Genomic DNA, 15,255 nt, shown 5'->3' on the forward strand with positions numbered 1-15,255 from the left:
AACGGGGCCGCAGGGCACCTGGAAAAGTTAAGGGGTAATTCACCGCCACCCTCCGAGAATCATCCGGATGCTCCCGTGACCGCCGCTGTGGGAGCCCGTAACTTTCTGTATTCTCTGGAAGAATGGCTCCCATGACTGCTTGTCGCCTGTTTACCGCGCTGTGCCTGCTGGCCGCGTTCACGCACATGGGCGTGGCGCAGGCCGACGAGGGACGTCGCCAAGGGCGCGGCGCCGGCGCGCAGGCTCCCCGGGTCGCGGAGCAGGCTCCGAGGCCCCCACAGGCAGCGCCACGGGTGCGTGCGCCGGAAGCGAGGCCGTCACGCGGCTCGCGTCAGGACGCGCTGGCGGACTCCGTCCGTCGCGTGCAGAGCCGGACCGGTGGCCAGGTACTGAGTGCCGAGCGCGTGCCTTTCGAGGGCCGTGACATCAACCGGGTGAAAGTCGTGGACGAGCGCGGGCGCGTGCGCGTCTACATGGATGATCCCGCCTCCCGACCGCGTCGCCCGCCGCGCCCTACACGCGGCGACGACGACTGAATTCGCACCCTAGACAGCAGCCCCTCCCGTCCGCGGCCCGCCGCGACGGGACATTTTGGAGATACCGATGCGCATCCTCCTGGTCGAAGACGAAGCCCCCCTGCGGGAGACCCTGGCCGCGCGCCTGAAGCGCGAAGGGTATGCCGTGGACGCGGCGCAGGACGGCGAAGAAGGCCTGTACATGGGCCGCGAGGTGCCGTTCGACGTCGGCATCATCGACCTCGGCCTGCCGAAGATGTCGGGCATGGAACTGATCAAGGCCCTGCGTGACGAAGGCAAGCAGTTCCCGGTGCTGATCCTGACCGCGCGTTCCAGCTGGCAGGACAAGGTCGACGGCCTCAAGCAAGGCGCCGACGACTATCTGGTCAAGCCTTTCCACGTGGAGGAGCTGCTGGCGCGCATCAACGCCCTGGTGCGCCGCGCCGCGGGCTGGAGCAAGCCGACGCTGGAATGCGGCGCGGTGGTGCTCGATCTCGCCGCGCAGACGGTCAGCGTCGAAGGCCAGAACGTCGACCTCACCAGCTACGAGTACAAGGTGCTCGAGTACCTGATGATGCATGCCGGCGAGCTGGTCTCGAAGGCCGACCTCACCGAGCACATCTACCAACAGGACTTCGACCGCGACTCCAACGTGCTCGAGGTCTTCATCGGCCGCCTGCGCAAGAAGCTCGATCCCGACAGCGCGCTCAAGCCGATCGAGACCGTGCGTGGCCGCGGCTACCGCTTCGCGATCCCGCGCACCAACGAAGGCTGAGTCCGGTGGGCGCGCGCGACGCGCCCGCGGGCATGCGGGGAGGCTGGCGTGGGGCAGGGGCGTGACGGAAGGACACTGGGCTGGCGGCCGCGGTCGCTGCAGGCGCGCCAGCTGTTGGCCGCAAGCCTGGGCCTGCTCGCCTTCCTGGCAGCGGCCGGCTATGCCCTCGACCGCGCTTTCGTCGACGTCGCCAGCCAGCTGCAGCGCGACCGCCTGCGCAGCTATGCGACCTCCTACGCCCGCGACATCGAGTTCGACCGCGGCGGCGCCCTGATCCCGCCCTACACGCAGCCCGACGAGCGCTTCGAGCGCCCGGGCAGCGGCCTGTATGCCGAAGTGGTGCTGCCCCACGGCGGCTGGTCGTCGGAGTCCACGCGCGGGCCGCAGCTGCCGGAGTCTGACCTGCTTGAAGGCGGGACCGAGAAGTTCGAGGGCCCGATGCCGATCACCCGCAGCGACGGCACCTATGGCGAGGTGCTGCGCTACGGCAAGGGTTTCATCTGGGACATGGAACAGCGGCCCGAGGCCGAGTTCCCCTACACGATCTACATCATGGAAGACGCCGGCACCCTGCCGCAGCAGGTGCGCGTGTTCCGCGCCGCGCTGTGGGGCTACCTCGGCATCGCCGGCCTGGTGCTGCTGCTCCTGCAGGCCTTGGTGCTGCGCTGGAGCCTGCTGCCCCTGCGGCGCGTCGAGGCCGAGCTCAAACGCGTGCAGCTCGGACAGGCCAACCGCATGAGCGAACTCCATCCGCGCGAGCTCGAGCCACTGACCGAGAGCATCAACGCACTGGTCGAGAGCGAGCGCCAGAACCTCGAGCAGCAGCGCAACACCTTGGCCGACCTCGCGCACAGCCTGAAAACGCCGCTGGCGGTGCTGCGCACGCGCCTGGACAGCGATGCCAGCGAGGCCGAACTGCGCGAGGACGTGGCCACGCAGGTGCGGCGTATGAACGAACTGGTGAGCTACCAGCTCGGCCGCGGCGCGGCGGGTGGCCACCAGCTGTTCGCGGCGCCGGTCGAGGTCGAACCCTATGCCGAAGAGATCGTGCGCGGACTGGAGAAGATCTACGCCGGGCGCGGCACCGTATGCGAGTTCGACATCGACCCGGCCGCGCGCTTCCACGGCGAGCCCGGCGACCTGCAGGAACTGCTGGGCAACCTGCTGGAGAACGCCTTCAAGTGGTCGACGTCGCGCGTGCTGCTGACCGTGAAGCCGGGCGAGAGTGCACCGCGCCGGCGTCCCGGACTGCTGGTCGCGGTGGATGACGATGGCCCGGGCATTCCGACCGAGCGCATCTCCCACGTCCTGCAGCGTGGCGTGCGCGGGGACGAGCGCGTGCAGGGCCATGGCATCGGACTGTCGATCGTGCAGGACATCGTGCGCAGCTATCGCGGCGAGCTGGAAGTGGCGGAATCGCCCGAGCTGGGTGGCGCGCGCTTCGTGGTCCGGCTGCCGCCGGGACTGTAGGCGGCGGCTTCAGTCCGCGGCGAAGGGCGACGGGCCATAAAGCCGGCGCAGGTGCGCCGCCACTTCGGGTTGCGCGCGTTCGAGCAGGCCCGGGTCGCTGAAGTGGTACTCGCTGCACACCGCGAAGAATTCCTCGGGCGCCTCGGCGGCATACGGGTCCAGTGCGGTATGGCGGCCGCGCTCGACCTGTTCGACGAAGGCGTCGTAGGCCTGCTGGAAATCACGCGCCCATTCCCGCTGCCAGGCGCGTGGCAGCGGCGGCGTGCCGTCGAGCAGGCCATCAAGCGCATCGAGCTTGTGCACCATCTCGTGCACCGCCACGCAGCAGCCGTCATGGGGACTGGCGAGGTCGGCGGCGATGTCCGCCCATGACAGCACCAGCGGCCCGTGCTCCCAGGCCTCGCCGGCGAGTTCGTCCTCGCCTTCATGCATCACGCCGGCGGCATCGACGTGGCTGCGGTCGACGCGGAACGCATCGGGATAGACCAGCAGCTGCGCCCAGCCGTGCAGGCCCTCGGTGCCGAATTCCAGCAGCGGCAGGCAGCACAGCGCGGCCAGCATGGCGCGGTCGCGCGCATCAAGCGCGAGCCCGCCGAGCGGCGTGATCGTCTTGTCGTGCAGGAACTGCGCAGCCAGGGCGCGCAGGCGGTCGCGGCGCGCGGCATCCAGCGCGGTGACCCAGGGCACGTCCGCCTGGACGGCCTGCCAGATGGCTTGGTCGACGTCCGCGGGCGGGCGCCGGAACAGGCGCCGGATCACGCCATCGCCTAGCGGAACATCCCCGGCAGGAAGCTGTGCCAGCGCGGCGGCCGGGCCGCGTCGGCATCGGCGCCGCGCGGGATCACGGGCTTCTCGGATTCAGGACGCTTGCCGGTGCGCACCGGATCCGCGTCGGACGCGGCGCTGGTCGCATAGTTGGCGGAGCAGGCCGAGCCGTCGCCGCCGGTGCCCGACAGGCGCGCATCCTGGGCAGCGACCGGGAAGGCCAGGGACAGCAATGTCGCAGCGAAAGTGGCGCGGACGGACATGACAGGTGCCTGCACGGTGACCGGGTCAACCTCCGGATCATACATTGCCCCGGGGCGTGCGCACGCGCGGGCGGCCGCCCTGCTGGTCCAGGTGTGATAATCCGCCGCATGCCTGTGGACGCCACCAACGCGCCGCCTGAAGCCGCCGCTGCGGAGAGGGCGCTCTTGTTGCGCCTGGCCCGCGGGCCGGTCCCGGGCGCCACGCTGGCGCGGGAAGCCGGCCTGACGCGGGCCGCGGTCTGGAAGCGGATCGAATCGCTGCGCGCGGCCGGTGTCGCCATCGGCGCGCAGCGTGGCCGCGGCTATGTGCTGGAGGCGCCGCTGGACCTGCTCGACGCCGCGGCCATCGCGGCCGCGCTGCCCGATGCCGTGCGTGCGGGCGTGCACCGGCCCGAGGTCGCATGGAGCCTCGACTCCACCAACAGCGAGCTGCTGCGCCGACGTACGCCGCCGCACGGGGTCGCGGTGCTGCTGGCCGAACGCCAGCTCGGCGGTCGCGGCCGTCTTGGCCGTGCGTGGGCGTCGCCATTGGCGGCCAACCTCTATGTGTCGTTGGCGCGCGCCTTCGACGGCGGGCTGGCGCGCCTGGGCGGACTCGGCCTCGTGGCTGGCGTCGCCGCGGCGGAGGCCCTGCACGCACTGGGCTACGTCACGGTGCGGCTGAAGTGGCCGAACGACCTGGTGGTCGTCGGACCCGGGCCGTCGCTGCTGCAAAAGCTCGGCGGCCTGCTGGTCGAAGGCGGCGGCGAGCACGCCGGACCGGTACGCGCGGTGCTCGGCCTCGGCCTCAACGTGCGGATGCCGGCCGCGGCGGTGGCCGCGATCGACCAGCCATGGTGCGACCTGGCGTCATTGCCGCATCCGGCGCCACCGTCGCGCAACGCCATTGCCGCCATGCTGGTCGCGCACCTGGTGCCGGCGCTGGAGCAGTTCGACCACGACGGCCTGGCCCCTTTCCTGCCGCGCCACGCCGCGCTGGACGCACTGGCCGGGCGCGCGGTCGAGGTGCGCGCAGGCAGGGACGTGCATGCAGGCACGGCGCTGGGCCTGGCGGCCGATGGCGCGCTGCGCGTGGACATCGACGGCATTGAACGCCACTTCCATGCCGGCGAAGCCAGCCTGCGCGCACGGGCCGCGGCATGAGCGACTGGCTGTTCGACCTCGGCAACACCCGCCTCAAGCTGGCCGCGCTGGAGCGCGACGGCATCGGCCCGGTGTCCGCCTTCGCGCACGACGGCGCGGGCTTCGACCCGGCATGGGTGGCGGCGTTGCCGAAGGATATCGACGTTGCCTGGATCGCGAGCGTCGGTCCGGCGGCACTGCGCGCTTCCCTGCTGCAGGCGCTGGTGCCGCGCGCGGTGCGCGTGGTCGAGGTGCGTGTTGAACGCGAGATGGCCGGCGTGCGCATCGGCTACGCGGAGCCTGCGCGACTGGGCGTGGACCGCGCGCTGGCGCTGGTTGGCGCGCGCGCGCGGGTGCCGGGCTGGGCGCTGGTCGTGGGCGTGGGCACCGCGCTGACCATCGACCTGCTCGATGCCGTGGGGAACCACCACGGCGGCGCCATCGCGCCGTCGCCCACCCTGATGCGCGAAGCGCTGCATGCACGTGCGCCGCAGCTTCCTGTAGACGGCGGCACGGCCGCGGCCTTCGCCACCGATACCGTGGATGCGCTTGCGGGCGGCTGCTTCGGCGCGGCGCTTGGTTTGATCGAGCGCAGCTGCAGGGAGGCGGCTGCGCTGGCCGGCCTGCCACCGACCGTGCTGCTGCACGGTGGGGGCGCGGCAGGGCTGCTGGCACGGGTCGACGGCGCCGTGCACGCGCCTTCGCTGGTCATGGACGGCCTGGCGCGACTGGCGCGACAGCCACGCGGGCTGGAGTCCGCAGGCTAGGACTCGCGGGCTAGAATCCATCCATGCCCGCACGCGCACTGCTCGTCCTCCTGGTCATGCTCAACTTCGGCGTCGCCACCTGGTGGCTGCTGCGTCCGGAACCGCCGGCGCCGGCGCCGTGGGCGCCGCCCGCGGACGTGCCGCGCCTTCAGCTGCTCGGCGAGCAGGTCGCCGTGCAGGCCGACCCGGGACCCGGGATCGCCCCGGTGGATGGCGCCGAGCCGCCCGAAGCGGGCGCGGCCGCGGCGGAGCCGCTTTCGACGCCGGATGCAGACGCGCCCGCCGCGGTGGCGCAGGACGCATCGTCCGTCGCTCCGCCGCCGTCTCCGGATGCAGGCCCTCAGGCGGCGGCCGCCGCCACGCTGCGCTGCTCAAGCTTTGGCCCTTTCCCCGACGCCGTCTCCGTGGCCGCCGCACGCAGCGCGCTGCAGCCCCTGGGCGCCACGCGCATGCGCGTGCGCGACGTCGTCGAGGCGCCGCGCGGCTGGCGCGTGGTGATGGCGCCGCAGCCCGACCGTGCTGCCGCCGACGCATTGGCCGCCAAGATCAGGGAGGCGGGATTCGACGACCTGCTGGTGGTGCCCTCGGGTGATGAAGCCAACGGCATCGCGCTGGGGCGCTATGGCAGCGAGCCGTCGGCCCGCCGCCGTGAATCGGCGCTGCGCGCGGCCGGCTTCCCGGCGCAGGCGCAGCCGCTGGGCGATACCGTCATCCGGCACTGGCTGGACGTGGCTGCGGGCCCGGCGTTCGATGCCGCGGCCGCCCGCGCCGCCACCGCGGCGGCCCAGGTCCAGGACATCGAATGCGCCGGCGTCGTGGCGGCCGGCGCCTCGCGTTAGAATGCCGCGCGCCCTCCGTGGCGCATCGTGCCGGCATAGCTCAGCTGGTAGAGCAACCGCCTTGTAAGCGGTAGGTCGTCCGTTCGAATCGGACTGTCGGCACCACGGGAATCCCACTGTTGCCGCCGGAGGCACCCATGCCCTTTGAGTCCCAGCCTGTTTCCGTCTTCGGCGTGCCGACCGATATCGGCGCGGGGAGTCGCGGCGCATCCATGGGGCCCGAGGCGCTGCGCGTGGCGGGGCTGGTGGAAGCGCTGGTCGCGCGCGGCATCGACGCCATCGACCGCGGTGACGTCCAGGGGCCGCGCAATCCATGGCAGTCGCCGCAGGACGGCTATCGCCATCTCGATGAAGTGGTGGCATGGAACCGCGCGGTCATGGACATGACCGCCGCCGAGCTCGCCGCGGGTCGGGTGCCGGTGATGCTCGGCGGCGACCACTGCCTGGCGATGGGTTCGATCACCGCGGTCGCGCGCCACTGCAAGACCCGTGGCAAGCGCCTGCGCGTGCTGTGGCTCGACGCCCACGCCGACTTCAATACCTCCGCCATCACGCCGTCGGGCAACGTCCACGGCATGCCGGTGGCCTGCCTGTGCGGCCTGGGTCCGGACGTGCTGGTCAACCTTGGCGGCCCCGGCCCGATGATCTCGCCGTCCGACGTGCGCCAGATCGGCATCCGCTCCGTCGACGCGGCGGAGAAGCGCCTGGTGCGCGAGCACGGCCTGGACATCTACGACATGCGCTACATCGACGAAGTCGGCATGAAGCAGGTGATGGAAGAGGCGCTGGCCGGCATCGACGACGACACCCACCTCCACGTCAGCTTCGACGTCGACGTGCTCGATCCCTCCGTCGCCCCGGGCACCGGCACCCGCGTGCCCGGTGGCCTCGACTACCGCGAGGCGCAGTTGATGATGGAAATGCTCGCTGACGCCGGCGGTGCGGATTCGCTCGACGTGGTCGAAGTGAACCCGGCGCTGGACAAGCGCAACCGCACCGCGCGCCTGGCCGTCGACCTGGTGGAAAGCCTGTTCGGAAAGTCGACCCTGATGCGCGACTGAGCCTGCAGGATGAATGGAGACCCCCGCTGCGGCGGGGCCTTGCGCTGATTCAACGCGGATTTCACCTGCGGCCACGTTTCATGTCCCTGACCGCGGGCGAGATCCGCCCGTGGCACCGACCACCATTGGAGAGTCGCCATGAAGCGCATTGCAATCCTGATCCTGATCTCGATGTTCTCGGCCGGCATGCTGAGCGCCTGCAATACCGTCGCGGGTGCCGGCAAGGACGTGCAGAAGGTCGGCGAGAAGGTCGAAGACGCCGCGGACGACACCGGCGCCACCGACCCGCGCTGAACGCCTGCTCATTGAAGTGAAGGTCCACGCAACGAAATCTTGACCGCGTCACGATGCCCGCGTTGGCAGGATGGAATCCGATGCATCGCTCAGCGGTGATCGACTCCCCCAACCAACGAGGTAAGCCATGAACAAGGACATCATTTCCGGCAAGTGGACCCAGCTCAAGGGCAAGGCGCAGGCCAAGTGGGGCGACCTGACCGATGACGTCTTCGATGTTGCCGAAGGCAACGGCGAATACCTGACCGGCAAGCTGCAGGAGCAGTACGGCTGGGAGCGTGACCGCGCCGAGCGCGAGGTGCGGGACTTCGAGAAGACCCTCAACTGAGGCGTGATGCCATCTGACACGACGGGCCGGCACTTGCCGGCCCGTCGTGTTTCCGGGGCACGGCGACAAATCCGTGGCGGGGCTAAAATGGGCCGTTCCCTACTTTTCCGGCCCCTGAATGAGCCTTCGCGTCCTTACCGGCATCAAGCCCACCGGCGTTCCCCATCTTGGCAACTACGTGGGCGCCATCCGCCCCGCGGTGGTCGCGAGCGAGGCGCCGGGCGTGGAAAGCTTCTTCTTCCTCGCCGACTACCACGCCCTGATCAGCACCCAGGATCCGCTGCGCGTGCAGCGCTCGACGCTGGAGGTCGCGGCCAGCTGGATGGCCTGCGGGCTGGATCCGGAGCGGGTCGCCTTCTACCGCCAGTCCGACGTGCCGGAAACCACCGAGCTCACCTGGCTGCTGACCTGCGTGGCCGGCAAGGGCCTGCTCAACCGCGCGCATGCGTACAAGGCCGCGGTCGATCGAAACCGCGGCGAAGGCGAGGACGACGACGCCGGCGTGACCGCGGGCCTGTACATGTACCCGGTGCTGATGGCCGCCGACATCCTGCTGTTCAACGCCAACAAGGTGCCGGTGGGTCGCGACCAGGTGCAGCACATCGAAATGGCGCGCGACTTCGCGCAGCGCTTCAACCACCTCTATGGCGAACACTTCACCCTGCCCGAGGCGGCGGTGGAGGCGCAGGTGGCGACGCTGCCGGGCCTGGACGGCCGCAAGATGTCCAAGAGCTACGACAACGTGCTCCCGCTGTTCGCGCCGCGCGAGCAGCTGCGCAAGCTGGTGTTCTCGATCGTCACCGACTCGCGTGCCCCAGGTGAACCGAAGGACACCGAGGGCTCATCGCTGTTCCAGCTGTACCAGGCCTTTGCCGACTCCGGTGAAACCGCGGCGATGCGCAAGGCCTACGCCGAAGGCATCGCCTGGGGCGAGGCCAAGGAGCGCCTGTTCGAACGCATCGATGCCGAACTCGCGCCGCTTCGCGAGCGCTACGAGGCGCTGGTGGCTGATCCCGCCGACATCGAGCGCGTGCTGCGCGCGGGCGGACAGCGCCTTCGCGAGCAGCAGGCCGCCCCGTTCCTGTCGCGCCTGCGCGAAGCGGTAGGCCTGCGCGACCTGGGAACGCGGACGGACGTTGGAAGCAACGCTGCCGCCGCTGCCCCGGCGCCGCCGGTGTTCAAGCAGTACCGCGAGGCCGACGGTCACTTCCACTTCAAGCTGGTCGATGGCGATGTCCTGCTGCTGCAGGGCGACGGCCATGCATCGCCGCGCGACGCGGGTCGCATCGTCGCCCGCCTGAAGTCGGGCGGGACGGCTCCGCGCGTCGACGCCTCCGGGCGCGTCTGGCTCGATGACGCGGCAGTCGGTTGGCTGGGCGAAGGCGTCGACAGCGCTGTGCTGCTGGGCGCGCTGCAGCGCTTTGCCGAGGAAGCGGCATGAATCCGCTGTTCGAGGCCAACCTCACGCTGATCCTGTTCCTGCCGTGGTTCCTGATCCTGGCCGTGTTGTTCTGGATGTACCCGCGGCAGCCGCGCGGCCTTGCGCGGCGGCTCTACGACCTCGTCGCGCTGCTGCTGTCGCTGGGCGTGTTCGTGGCGAGCCTGTACTGGCTCCAGGACATCGCCGATCCCGCACATGGGCGCATGTGGCAGCACATCCTCACCACCGCAGCCGGATACGGCGTGTTCCTGGGCGCGATGCTGGTCGCCTTCATCCTGCGTGCGCTGCTGTTCCGCACGCCGGGCGCCCCGCAGGCGTGAGCGACGGCGTCACCATCGTCGACACCGGATTTGGCGGGCGGCCGGCGTTCTGCGCCGCCTACCTGCTGGTGGAAGCGGGACGCTCAGCCTTCATCGACTGCGGCACCCTGCACAGCGTGCCGAACATGCTGGCGGCGTTGGACGCGGCCGGCCTGTCGCGCGATGCCGTCGACTACGTCATCGCCACCCACGTCCACCTCGACCACGCCGGCGGCGCGGGCGCGCTGCTGCGCGAGCTGCCTGCGGCGCGGCTGGTGGTGCATCCACGCGGCGCGCCGCACCTGGTTGATCCGGAAAAACTCATCGCCAGCGCACGCCAGGTCTACGGCGATGCGCTGTTCGAACAGGCCTACGGAGGCCTGGTGCCCGCACCGGCGGAGCGCGTGGTCGAGGCCGCCGACGGCGAGGTGCTCCAATTGGGCGGCCGGCCGCTGCTGCTGGCGCACACGCCCGGCCATGCCCTGCATCATCTTTCGGTGTGGGACGAGCGCAGCCGCGCCTGGTTCACCGGCGATGTCTTCGGCATTTCCTACCGCGAGTTCGACGTCGGCGGGCGGCCGTTCGCGATCCCGACCACCTCGCCGGTGCAGTTCGATCCGGAGCAGATGAAGGACTCCATCCGGCGCTTGCTGTCGGCGCGGCCCGAGGTTTGCCACGTCACGCATTTCGGCGCCATCCGAGGCGACGTGCAGCGCGTCGGCCTGCGGCTGATCGAGCAGGTGGACGCGATGGTCGCGCTGGCGCAGTTCCTCGCCGACGCGCCCGACGGCCACGAAGCCCTGAAGCAGGCGCTCACCAGGCTTTACGTCGACCGCGCCCGTATCCACGGCGTGGCCGAGCCCGAGCGCCTGGTGCCGGAACTGCTGGCCATGGACATCGAGCTCAACGCACAGGGCCTGGCCGTGTGGCTGGAGCGCGAACGGAAGAAGGCGCGGGCGGCCGGCTAGCTGCGCGGGGGCCGACAGCAACCGGCCCGTCATCCGGTCGCGCTCAATCCCAGGCGTTGGGTTCGGCGCGCGCGCCCGGATTGTCCATCGGCACCACGCAGAAGCGCTGGCCGTCCGGCGCTTCCATCACCCACCAGCGCTTGATGAAGGCGATCCGGGTCGCGCCCAGGGCTTCAAGCCGCGCGACCTCGGCGTCGATGTCGTCGGTTTCGATGTCCAGGTGCACGCGCGAAGGATGTTCGACCTTCTGTACTTCGACGTGCAGGTTGCCGGGCGCGCCGCCGAGCTCGGCGTAGCGGCCGGTGCCGCCCGAGTCCGGGTCGGCGATGGGCAAGCCCAGGGCGCCGCTCCAGAACGCGGCGGAGGCGGCGAGGTCATCGCCGCGGGAATCGATGATGAATCCTGCAAGTCGGCTGCGGTGGGCCATGTCGGCACTCCGGGCGGGAGCGGTCGATCCTCCGCCCGGAGCGTGGGCGGCGGCAAGTGCCGCCGCCGGTACGTCAGTGCGCCAGTGCCAGGTCGTCCAGCAGGGCCTTCAGGAAGCGGGCGGCCTCGCCGCCGGTGGCGGCGCGGTGGTCGAAGGTCAGCGAGATCGGCATCCGGCGGTGCACTTCGATGCCACCGATCACCGCGACCACGTCCTGGCTCAGTTTGCCCGCGCCGACGATGGCCACGCAGGGCGGCACCACGACGGGCGTCGCGTAGCGGCCGGCGAACATGCCGAAGTTGGACAGGCTGATGGTGTAGCCCGACAGCTCGCTGGCCGGGATGCTGCGGTCCTCGACCTGCTGGCGCAGACGCTGGATGGCCGAGCGCACGCCGCCGGCATCGAGCACGTCGGCGTTGCGCAGGGCCGGCACGAACAGGCCGTCCTCGGTGTCCACGGCGATGCCGATATCCACCTGCGGATGCATGGTGCGGGTCAGGCTCTCGCCGTCGAACCAGGCGTTGAGCGCGGGCACGGCCTTGGCCGCCACGCAGATCGCACGGATCAGGCGCGCGGTGATGTCCTGCTTGCCCACCCAGCCGTGGAGGTCGGCATCGTCGACCAGGGTGGTCGGCACGACCTGGGCGTGCGCGGCGGCCATGACGCGCGCCATGTTGCGGCGCACGCCCTTGAGCTGCTCCGGCTGGCCGCTGGCGGTGACGCCCGGCGGCTGGGTGCGCATCGGCTTGCCGCTCGCGGACAGCGCGGTGCGATCGCCGGCGGCACGGCCGGCGGCTGCGCCTGCCCCTGCTCCTGTGGGAGCGGCCATGGCCGCGATCGGCGGTGCGGTATTCGCGGCTGTAGCCGCTCCCACAGAAGCCGCGGCACCCATGGGGGCGCTGCCGTCGGCGGCGGCGCGCTTCACGTCGGCCATGGTCACGGTGCCGTCGGTGCCGGTGCCGCGCACGCGGCCGAGGTCGACCTTGAGCTTGCGCGCCTGGGCCCGCACGGCGGGCATGGCGCGCACGCCGCCCACGGCCACGGCCTGCTCGCTGCGCACGGCGTCCGACGACTGCATGGCGCCGACCACGGTACCGCTGTCGCTGCGCTCGCCGCCGGCCTCGCCGCCCTCGCTGATCGCGCCGCCGTCATCGGACGCCACGACCTTGTCGTCGGGCGCCGGGTCCTGGCTGCCAACGCCGTGCCCGCCACCGCCATGGTGGTGCCCGGTGTCCTGCCCCTCGGCACGCTGCGGCTGGTCGGGATCGATCTCGAACTCGGCCAGCATCGCGCCGGTGATGACGATGTCGCCGGCGGCGCCGGCGAGCCTCAGCACCTTGCCCGAGACCGGCGAGGGCACCTCGACCACGGCCTTGGCGGTTTCCATCGACACCAGGTTCTCGTCCAGGCGGATCGTGTCGCCCACCTTGACGAACCATTCGACGATGGTGGCGTCGGGCAGGCCCTCGCCCAGGTCGGGGAGATGGAAGGTCTTCTTGTCAGCCATGGCGTCCTCGGAATCCGGTGCTCGCTGGAGCGGTTGCATGCGTGTCGCGGGCGCGTTGCGTGGTCGGTGGCGCGGCCGCATCGGTAGGTCTTGCAGCGCGCGGCCCGGGGGCCGCTCGCAGCTTGCGTGCGCGGGGTGGTGCGGGCCTCAGCCCGCGGCCATTGCCCGCTTTGCCGCCGCGACGATCTTCTCGACGCTGGGCAGGTACTTCATTTCAAGCCGGAACAGCGGGATGTGCGTGTCGTAGCCGGTGACGCGCTCGACCGGCGCCAGCAGGTCGTACATGCACTCCTCGGCCAGGCGCGCGGCGATCTCGCCGCCGAAGCCCGCGGTCTTGGGCGCCTCATGCACGATCACGCAGCGGCCGGTCTTGGCCACGGATTCGGCGATGGTGTCGAAGTCCAGCGGCGTGAGCGTGGCGACGTCGATGACCTCGGCGCTGATGCCGTCCTTTGCCAGCGCCTCGGCGGCTTCAAGCGTCTCTTTCACCTGCGCGCCCCAGGTCACCAGGGTCACATCGGTGCCATCGCGCAGCACGAAGCACACGTCCAGCGGCAGGGCCTCGCCGTCGTCGGGCACGAGTTCCTTGTACTGGCGGTAGATGCGCTTGGGCTCCATGAAGATGACCGGGTCGGGCTCGCGGATCGCGGCCAGCAGCAGGCCGTAGGCGCGCGCGGGCGACGATGGCAGCACCACGCGCAGGCCCGGGACATTGGTGAACAGCGCCTCGTTGGCCTCGGAGTGGTGTTCCGGCGCGCGGATGCCGCCGCCCCACGGCACGCGCAGCACCATCGGGCAGGTCAGGCGGCCGCGGGTGCGGTAACGGAAGCGCGCGGCGTGGCAGATGATGTGGTCGAGCATCGGGTAGACGAAGCCGTCGAACTGGGCTTCCGCCACCGGCTTCATGCCCTGCGCGGCCATGCCGACGGTCAGGCCGGCGATCGTGGTCTCGTCGAGCGGGGTGTCGATCACGCGCAGGTCGCCGAACTCGGCCTGCAGGCCGGCGGTGGCGCGGAACACGCCGCCGTTGACGCCGACGTCTTCGCCCAGCACCACGACGGAGGCGTCCTGGCGCATCTCGTAGGCCAGCGCCTGCGTGATCGCTTCGATCAGGGTGATCGCGGCCGGTGCCGCGTCCTTCCCCACGGCGCTCACGAACGCTTCTCCAGCGCGATGGCGGCAGCACGCTGCGCGAGCAGGTCCTGCGGCGGGTCGGCGTAGAGGTAGTCGAACATCGCTTCCACGGGCTGCACCTTGCTCTCCAGGTAGGCGTTGATTTCCACGTCGACCATGCGGCCGCATTCCTCGACCCAGGCCTTTTCCTGCGCCTCGTCCCAGGCGCCCTGGGCGGTGAGCCAGGTGCGCAGGCGGGTCATCGGGTCGCGCGTCCAGGCGTCCTTGACCTCGGCTTCGTCGCGGTAGCGGCGGGCGTCGTCGGCGGTGGTGTGGTCGTGCAGGCGGTAGGTCATGAACTCGATCACGCTGCCGCCGCCGCCCGAGCGCGCGCGCTCCATGGCGCGGCGCATGCCCTCGAGCACGGCGAACAGGTCGTTGCCGTCCACCTGCAGGCAGTGCAGGCCGCCGGCCAGGCCCTTCTGGGCCAGGGTCTTGGCGCCGGTCTGCGCGGAGCGCGGCACGGAGATCGCCCAGCCGTTGTTGATGATGCACTGGATGAAGGGCAGGGCGTAGGCGCCGGCGGAGTTGATCGCGGCGTAGGTGTCGGTCTTCGACGAGCCGCCGTCGCCACAGCAGGTCACGGCCACGCGGTCTTCGCCGCGGAGCTTGAACGCCAGCGCCGAACCCGCGGCGTGCAGGCACTGGGTGGCGATCGGCACGCACCAGGGGAAGTCGTGCTTCGGGCCGCTGAAATCGTTGCCACGCTCGTCGCCGCCCCAGTACATCAGGACGTCGCGCGGCTTCACGCCGCGCATGAACTGCGCGCCGTACTCGCGGTAGCTGGGGGCGAACACGTCTTCGGGACGCATCGCGGCGCCGATGCCGATATGCGTGGCCTCGTGCCCCAGGCAGGCGGCGTAGGTGCCGAGCTTGCCGGTGCGCTGCAGCGCGATCGCCTTGGCGTCGAAGGTGCGCACCAGCAGCATCTGCTTGAACAGCGGCAGGATTTCAGCCGCCGAGGGCGCTTCGGGCGGCAGGTCAGCCACCAGGGTGCCGTCCGGGCCAAGGTACTGGAGGTATTCGATTTCGAAGGTCGCGACAACGCTCATGCGGGCACGTGCTCGGTCATCCACGGGAGCCGGACATGATACCCGGCCGGCATTCGCGGTTCGTTGCGCGGTGCGGCAAGCCCCGGCGGGCGCGGATTCCGGGAGCCCCGCAAAAAAAGAGGTTCATCTCCCAAGTCCGGGGAAGCCGCTTCGACGAGGAGTGCCTGCTTCTTTCGCTATGCCTCACCG

At 70.8% G+C, this 15,255-nt stretch carries 18 protein-coding genes and 1 tRNA gene; 13 read left to right on the forward strand and 6 right to left on the reverse strand.

What is annotated here, in order from left to right; translation table 11 throughout:
- The first annotated feature begins 131 nt into the window (after positions 1-131).
- The 3 genes from ACW5E8_RS11760 to ACW5E8_RS11770 all read left to right on the forward strand — a co-directional run bounded on the left by ACW5E8_RS11760 (position 132) and on the right by ACW5E8_RS11770 (position 2,760).
- Positions 132-536 carry a hypothetical protein gene (locus ACW5E8_RS11760; RefSeq protein WP_456965709.1) on the forward strand — a complete coding sequence of 135 codons (405 nt, stop codon included), beginning with the start codon at positions 132-134 and terminating at the stop codon, positions 534-536.
- Between the two features lie 67 nt (positions 537-603).
- Positions 604-1,290 (forward strand): response regulator transcription factor, encoded by a 687-nt coding sequence (locus ACW5E8_RS11765; RefSeq protein ID WP_456965710.1) that lies wholly within the window; start codon positions 604-606, stop codon positions 1,288-1,290.
- A gap of 75 nt (positions 1,291-1,365) precedes the next feature.
- Complete coding sequence (locus tag ACW5E8_RS11770) at positions 1,366-2,760, forward strand: ATP-binding protein (RefSeq protein ID WP_456965746.1); 1,395 nt, start codon at positions 1,366-1,368, stop codon at positions 2,758-2,760.
- Between the two features lie 9 nt (positions 2,761-2,769).
- On the opposite strand, the gene ACW5E8_RS11775 is transcribed toward ACW5E8_RS11770, so the two are convergent.
- Together ACW5E8_RS11775 and ACW5E8_RS11780 are read right to left on the reverse strand one after the other, a co-directional pair.
- On the reverse strand, positions 2,770-3,561 hold the full coding sequence (locus ACW5E8_RS11775; RefSeq protein ID WP_456965747.1) for a M90 family metallopeptidase: 792 nt from the start codon (positions 3,559-3,561) through the stop codon (positions 2,770-2,772).
- Positions 3,528-3,788: a hypothetical protein gene (locus ACW5E8_RS11780; RefSeq protein ID WP_456965711.1), complete on the reverse strand. Its 261-nt coding sequence runs from the start codon at positions 3,786-3,788 to the stop codon at positions 3,528-3,530. Before ACW5E8_RS11780 ends, ACW5E8_RS11775 begins: the two co-directional genes overlap by 34 nt.
- Positions 3,789-3,896: 108 nt before the next feature.
- On the opposite strand from ACW5E8_RS11780, the gene ACW5E8_RS11785 reads away from it, so the two are divergent.
- The 10 genes from ACW5E8_RS11785 (at position 3,897) to ACW5E8_RS11830 (ending at position 10,907) form a co-directional block, all read left to right on the forward strand.
- Positions 3,897-4,931 carry a biotin--[acetyl-CoA-carboxylase] ligase gene (locus ACW5E8_RS11785; RefSeq protein WP_456965712.1) on the forward strand — a complete coding sequence of 345 codons (1,035 nt, stop codon included), beginning with the start codon at positions 3,897-3,899 and terminating at the stop codon, positions 4,929-4,931.
- Complete coding sequence (locus ACW5E8_RS11790; protein ID WP_456965713.1) at positions 4,928-5,677, forward strand: type III pantothenate kinase; 750 nt, start codon at positions 4,928-4,930, stop codon at positions 5,675-5,677. Before ACW5E8_RS11785 ends, ACW5E8_RS11790 begins: the two co-directional genes overlap by 4 nt.
- A 23-nt stretch (positions 5,678-5,700) precedes the next feature.
- Positions 5,701-6,516 carry an SPOR domain-containing protein gene (locus ACW5E8_RS11795; protein WP_456965714.1) on the forward strand — a complete coding sequence of 272 codons (816 nt, stop codon included), beginning with the start codon at positions 5,701-5,703 and terminating at the stop codon, positions 6,514-6,516.
- Between the two features lie 29 nt (positions 6,517-6,545).
- Positions 6,546-6,621, forward strand: a tRNA-Thr gene (locus tag ACW5E8_RS11800).
- Between the two features lie 32 nt (positions 6,622-6,653).
- The gene (rocF, locus tag ACW5E8_RS11805; protein WP_456965715.1) at positions 6,654-7,577 is read left to right on the forward strand and encodes an arginase; all 924 of its coding nucleotides are present in this window, start codon (positions 6,654-6,656) and stop codon (positions 7,575-7,577) included.
- A 138-nt stretch (positions 7,578-7,715) separates the two neighbouring features.
- Positions 7,716-7,871: an entericidin A/B family lipoprotein gene (locus ACW5E8_RS11810; protein WP_132985662.1), complete on the forward strand. Its 156-nt coding sequence runs from the start codon at positions 7,716-7,718 to the stop codon at positions 7,869-7,871.
- A 127-nt stretch (positions 7,872-7,998) separates the two neighbouring features.
- Positions 7,999-8,199, forward strand: coding sequence for a CsbD family protein (locus ACW5E8_RS11815; RefSeq protein WP_456965716.1), 201 nt, complete (start codon positions 7,999-8,001; stop codon positions 8,197-8,199).
- Between the two features lie 118 nt (positions 8,200-8,317).
- Positions 8,318-9,640, forward strand: a complete 1,323-nt coding sequence (locus ACW5E8_RS11820) for a tryptophan--tRNA ligase (RefSeq protein ID WP_456965717.1) — start codon at positions 8,318-8,320, stop codon at positions 9,638-9,640.
- Positions 9,637-9,960, forward strand: a complete 324-nt coding sequence (locus ACW5E8_RS11825) for a hypothetical protein (protein ID WP_456965718.1) — start codon at positions 9,637-9,639, stop codon at positions 9,958-9,960. The genes ACW5E8_RS11820 and ACW5E8_RS11825 overlap by 4 nt, the downstream gene beginning before the upstream one ends.
- A complete protein-coding gene (locus tag ACW5E8_RS11830) occupies positions 9,957-10,907 on the forward strand; it encodes an MBL fold metallo-hydrolase (RefSeq protein WP_456965719.1) in 951 nt (316 codons plus the stop codon). The genes ACW5E8_RS11825 and ACW5E8_RS11830 overlap by 4 nt, the downstream gene beginning before the upstream one ends.
- A gap of 43 nt (positions 10,908-10,950) precedes the next feature.
- Here the strand turns inward: ACW5E8_RS11830 and ACW5E8_RS11835 are convergent, their stop codons facing one another.
- The 4 genes from ACW5E8_RS11835 to pdhA form a co-directional block, all read right to left on the reverse strand.
- Complete coding sequence (locus ACW5E8_RS11835) at positions 10,951-11,334, reverse strand: VOC family protein (protein ID WP_456965720.1); 384 nt, start codon at positions 11,332-11,334, stop codon at positions 10,951-10,953.
- Positions 11,335-11,407: 73 nt separating this feature from the next.
- Positions 11,408-12,841 carry a dihydrolipoamide acetyltransferase family protein gene (locus ACW5E8_RS11840; RefSeq protein WP_456965722.1) on the reverse strand — a complete coding sequence of 478 codons (1,434 nt, stop codon included), beginning with the start codon at positions 12,839-12,841 and terminating at the stop codon, positions 11,408-11,410.
- Between the two features lie 147 nt (positions 12,842-12,988).
- Positions 12,989-13,996, reverse strand: a complete 1,008-nt coding sequence (locus ACW5E8_RS11845) for an alpha-ketoacid dehydrogenase subunit beta (protein WP_456965723.1) — start codon at positions 13,994-13,996, stop codon at positions 12,989-12,991.
- On the reverse strand, positions 13,993-15,066 hold the full coding sequence (gene pdhA, locus ACW5E8_RS11850; protein WP_456965724.1) for a pyruvate dehydrogenase (acetyl-transferring) E1 component subunit alpha: 1,074 nt from the start codon (positions 15,064-15,066) through the stop codon (positions 13,993-13,995). The genes ACW5E8_RS11845 and pdhA overlap by 4 nt, the downstream gene beginning before the upstream one ends.
- Positions 15,067-15,255: the final 189 nt, after the last annotated feature.

This window comes from Luteimonas sp. A649 (assembly GCF_054072735.1).

Coding starts and splice junctions, on each gene's coding strand:
- ACW5E8_RS11760 (WP_456965709.1), top strand. CDS start 132: ATGACTGCTTGTCGCCTGTTTACCGCGCTGTGCCTGCTGGCCGCGTTC.
- ACW5E8_RS11765 (WP_456965710.1), top strand. CDS start 604: ATGCGCATCCTCCTGGTCGAAGACGAAGCCCCCCTGCGGGAGACCCTG.
- ACW5E8_RS11780 (WP_456965711.1), bottom strand. CDS start 3,788: ATGTCCGTCCGCGCCACTTTCGCTGCGACATTGCTGTCCCTGGCCTTC.
- ACW5E8_RS11785 (WP_456965712.1), top strand. CDS start 3,897: ATGCCTGTGGACGCCACCAACGCGCCGCCTGAAGCCGCCGCTGCGGAG.
- ACW5E8_RS11790 (WP_456965713.1), top strand. CDS start 4,928: ATGAGCGACTGGCTGTTCGACCTCGGCAACACCCGCCTCAAGCTGGCC.
- ACW5E8_RS11795 (WP_456965714.1), top strand. CDS start 5,701: ATGCCCGCACGCGCACTGCTCGTCCTCCTGGTCATGCTCAACTTCGGC.
- rocF (WP_456965715.1), top strand. CDS start 6,654: ATGCCCTTTGAGTCCCAGCCTGTTTCCGTCTTCGGCGTGCCGACCGAT.
- ACW5E8_RS11810 (WP_132985662.1), top strand. CDS start 7,716: ATGAAGCGCATTGCAATCCTGATCCTGATCTCGATGTTCTCGGCCGGC.
- ACW5E8_RS11815 (WP_456965716.1), top strand. CDS start 7,999: ATGAACAAGGACATCATTTCCGGCAAGTGGACCCAGCTCAAGGGCAAG.
- ACW5E8_RS11820 (WP_456965717.1), top strand. CDS start 8,318: ATGAGCCTTCGCGTCCTTACCGGCATCAAGCCCACCGGCGTTCCCCAT.
- ACW5E8_RS11825 (WP_456965718.1), top strand. CDS start 9,637: ATGAATCCGCTGTTCGAGGCCAACCTCACGCTGATCCTGTTCCTGCCG.
- ACW5E8_RS11835 (WP_456965720.1), bottom strand. CDS start 11,334: ATGGCCCACCGCAGCCGACTTGCAGGATTCATCATCGATTCCCGCGGC.
- ACW5E8_RS11840 (WP_456965722.1), bottom strand. CDS start 12,841: ATGGCTGACAAGAAGACCTTCCATCTCCCCGACCTGGGCGAGGGCCTG.
- pdhA (WP_456965724.1), bottom strand. CDS start 15,066: ATGAGCGTTGTCGCGACCTTCGAAATCGAATACCTCCAGTACCTTGGC.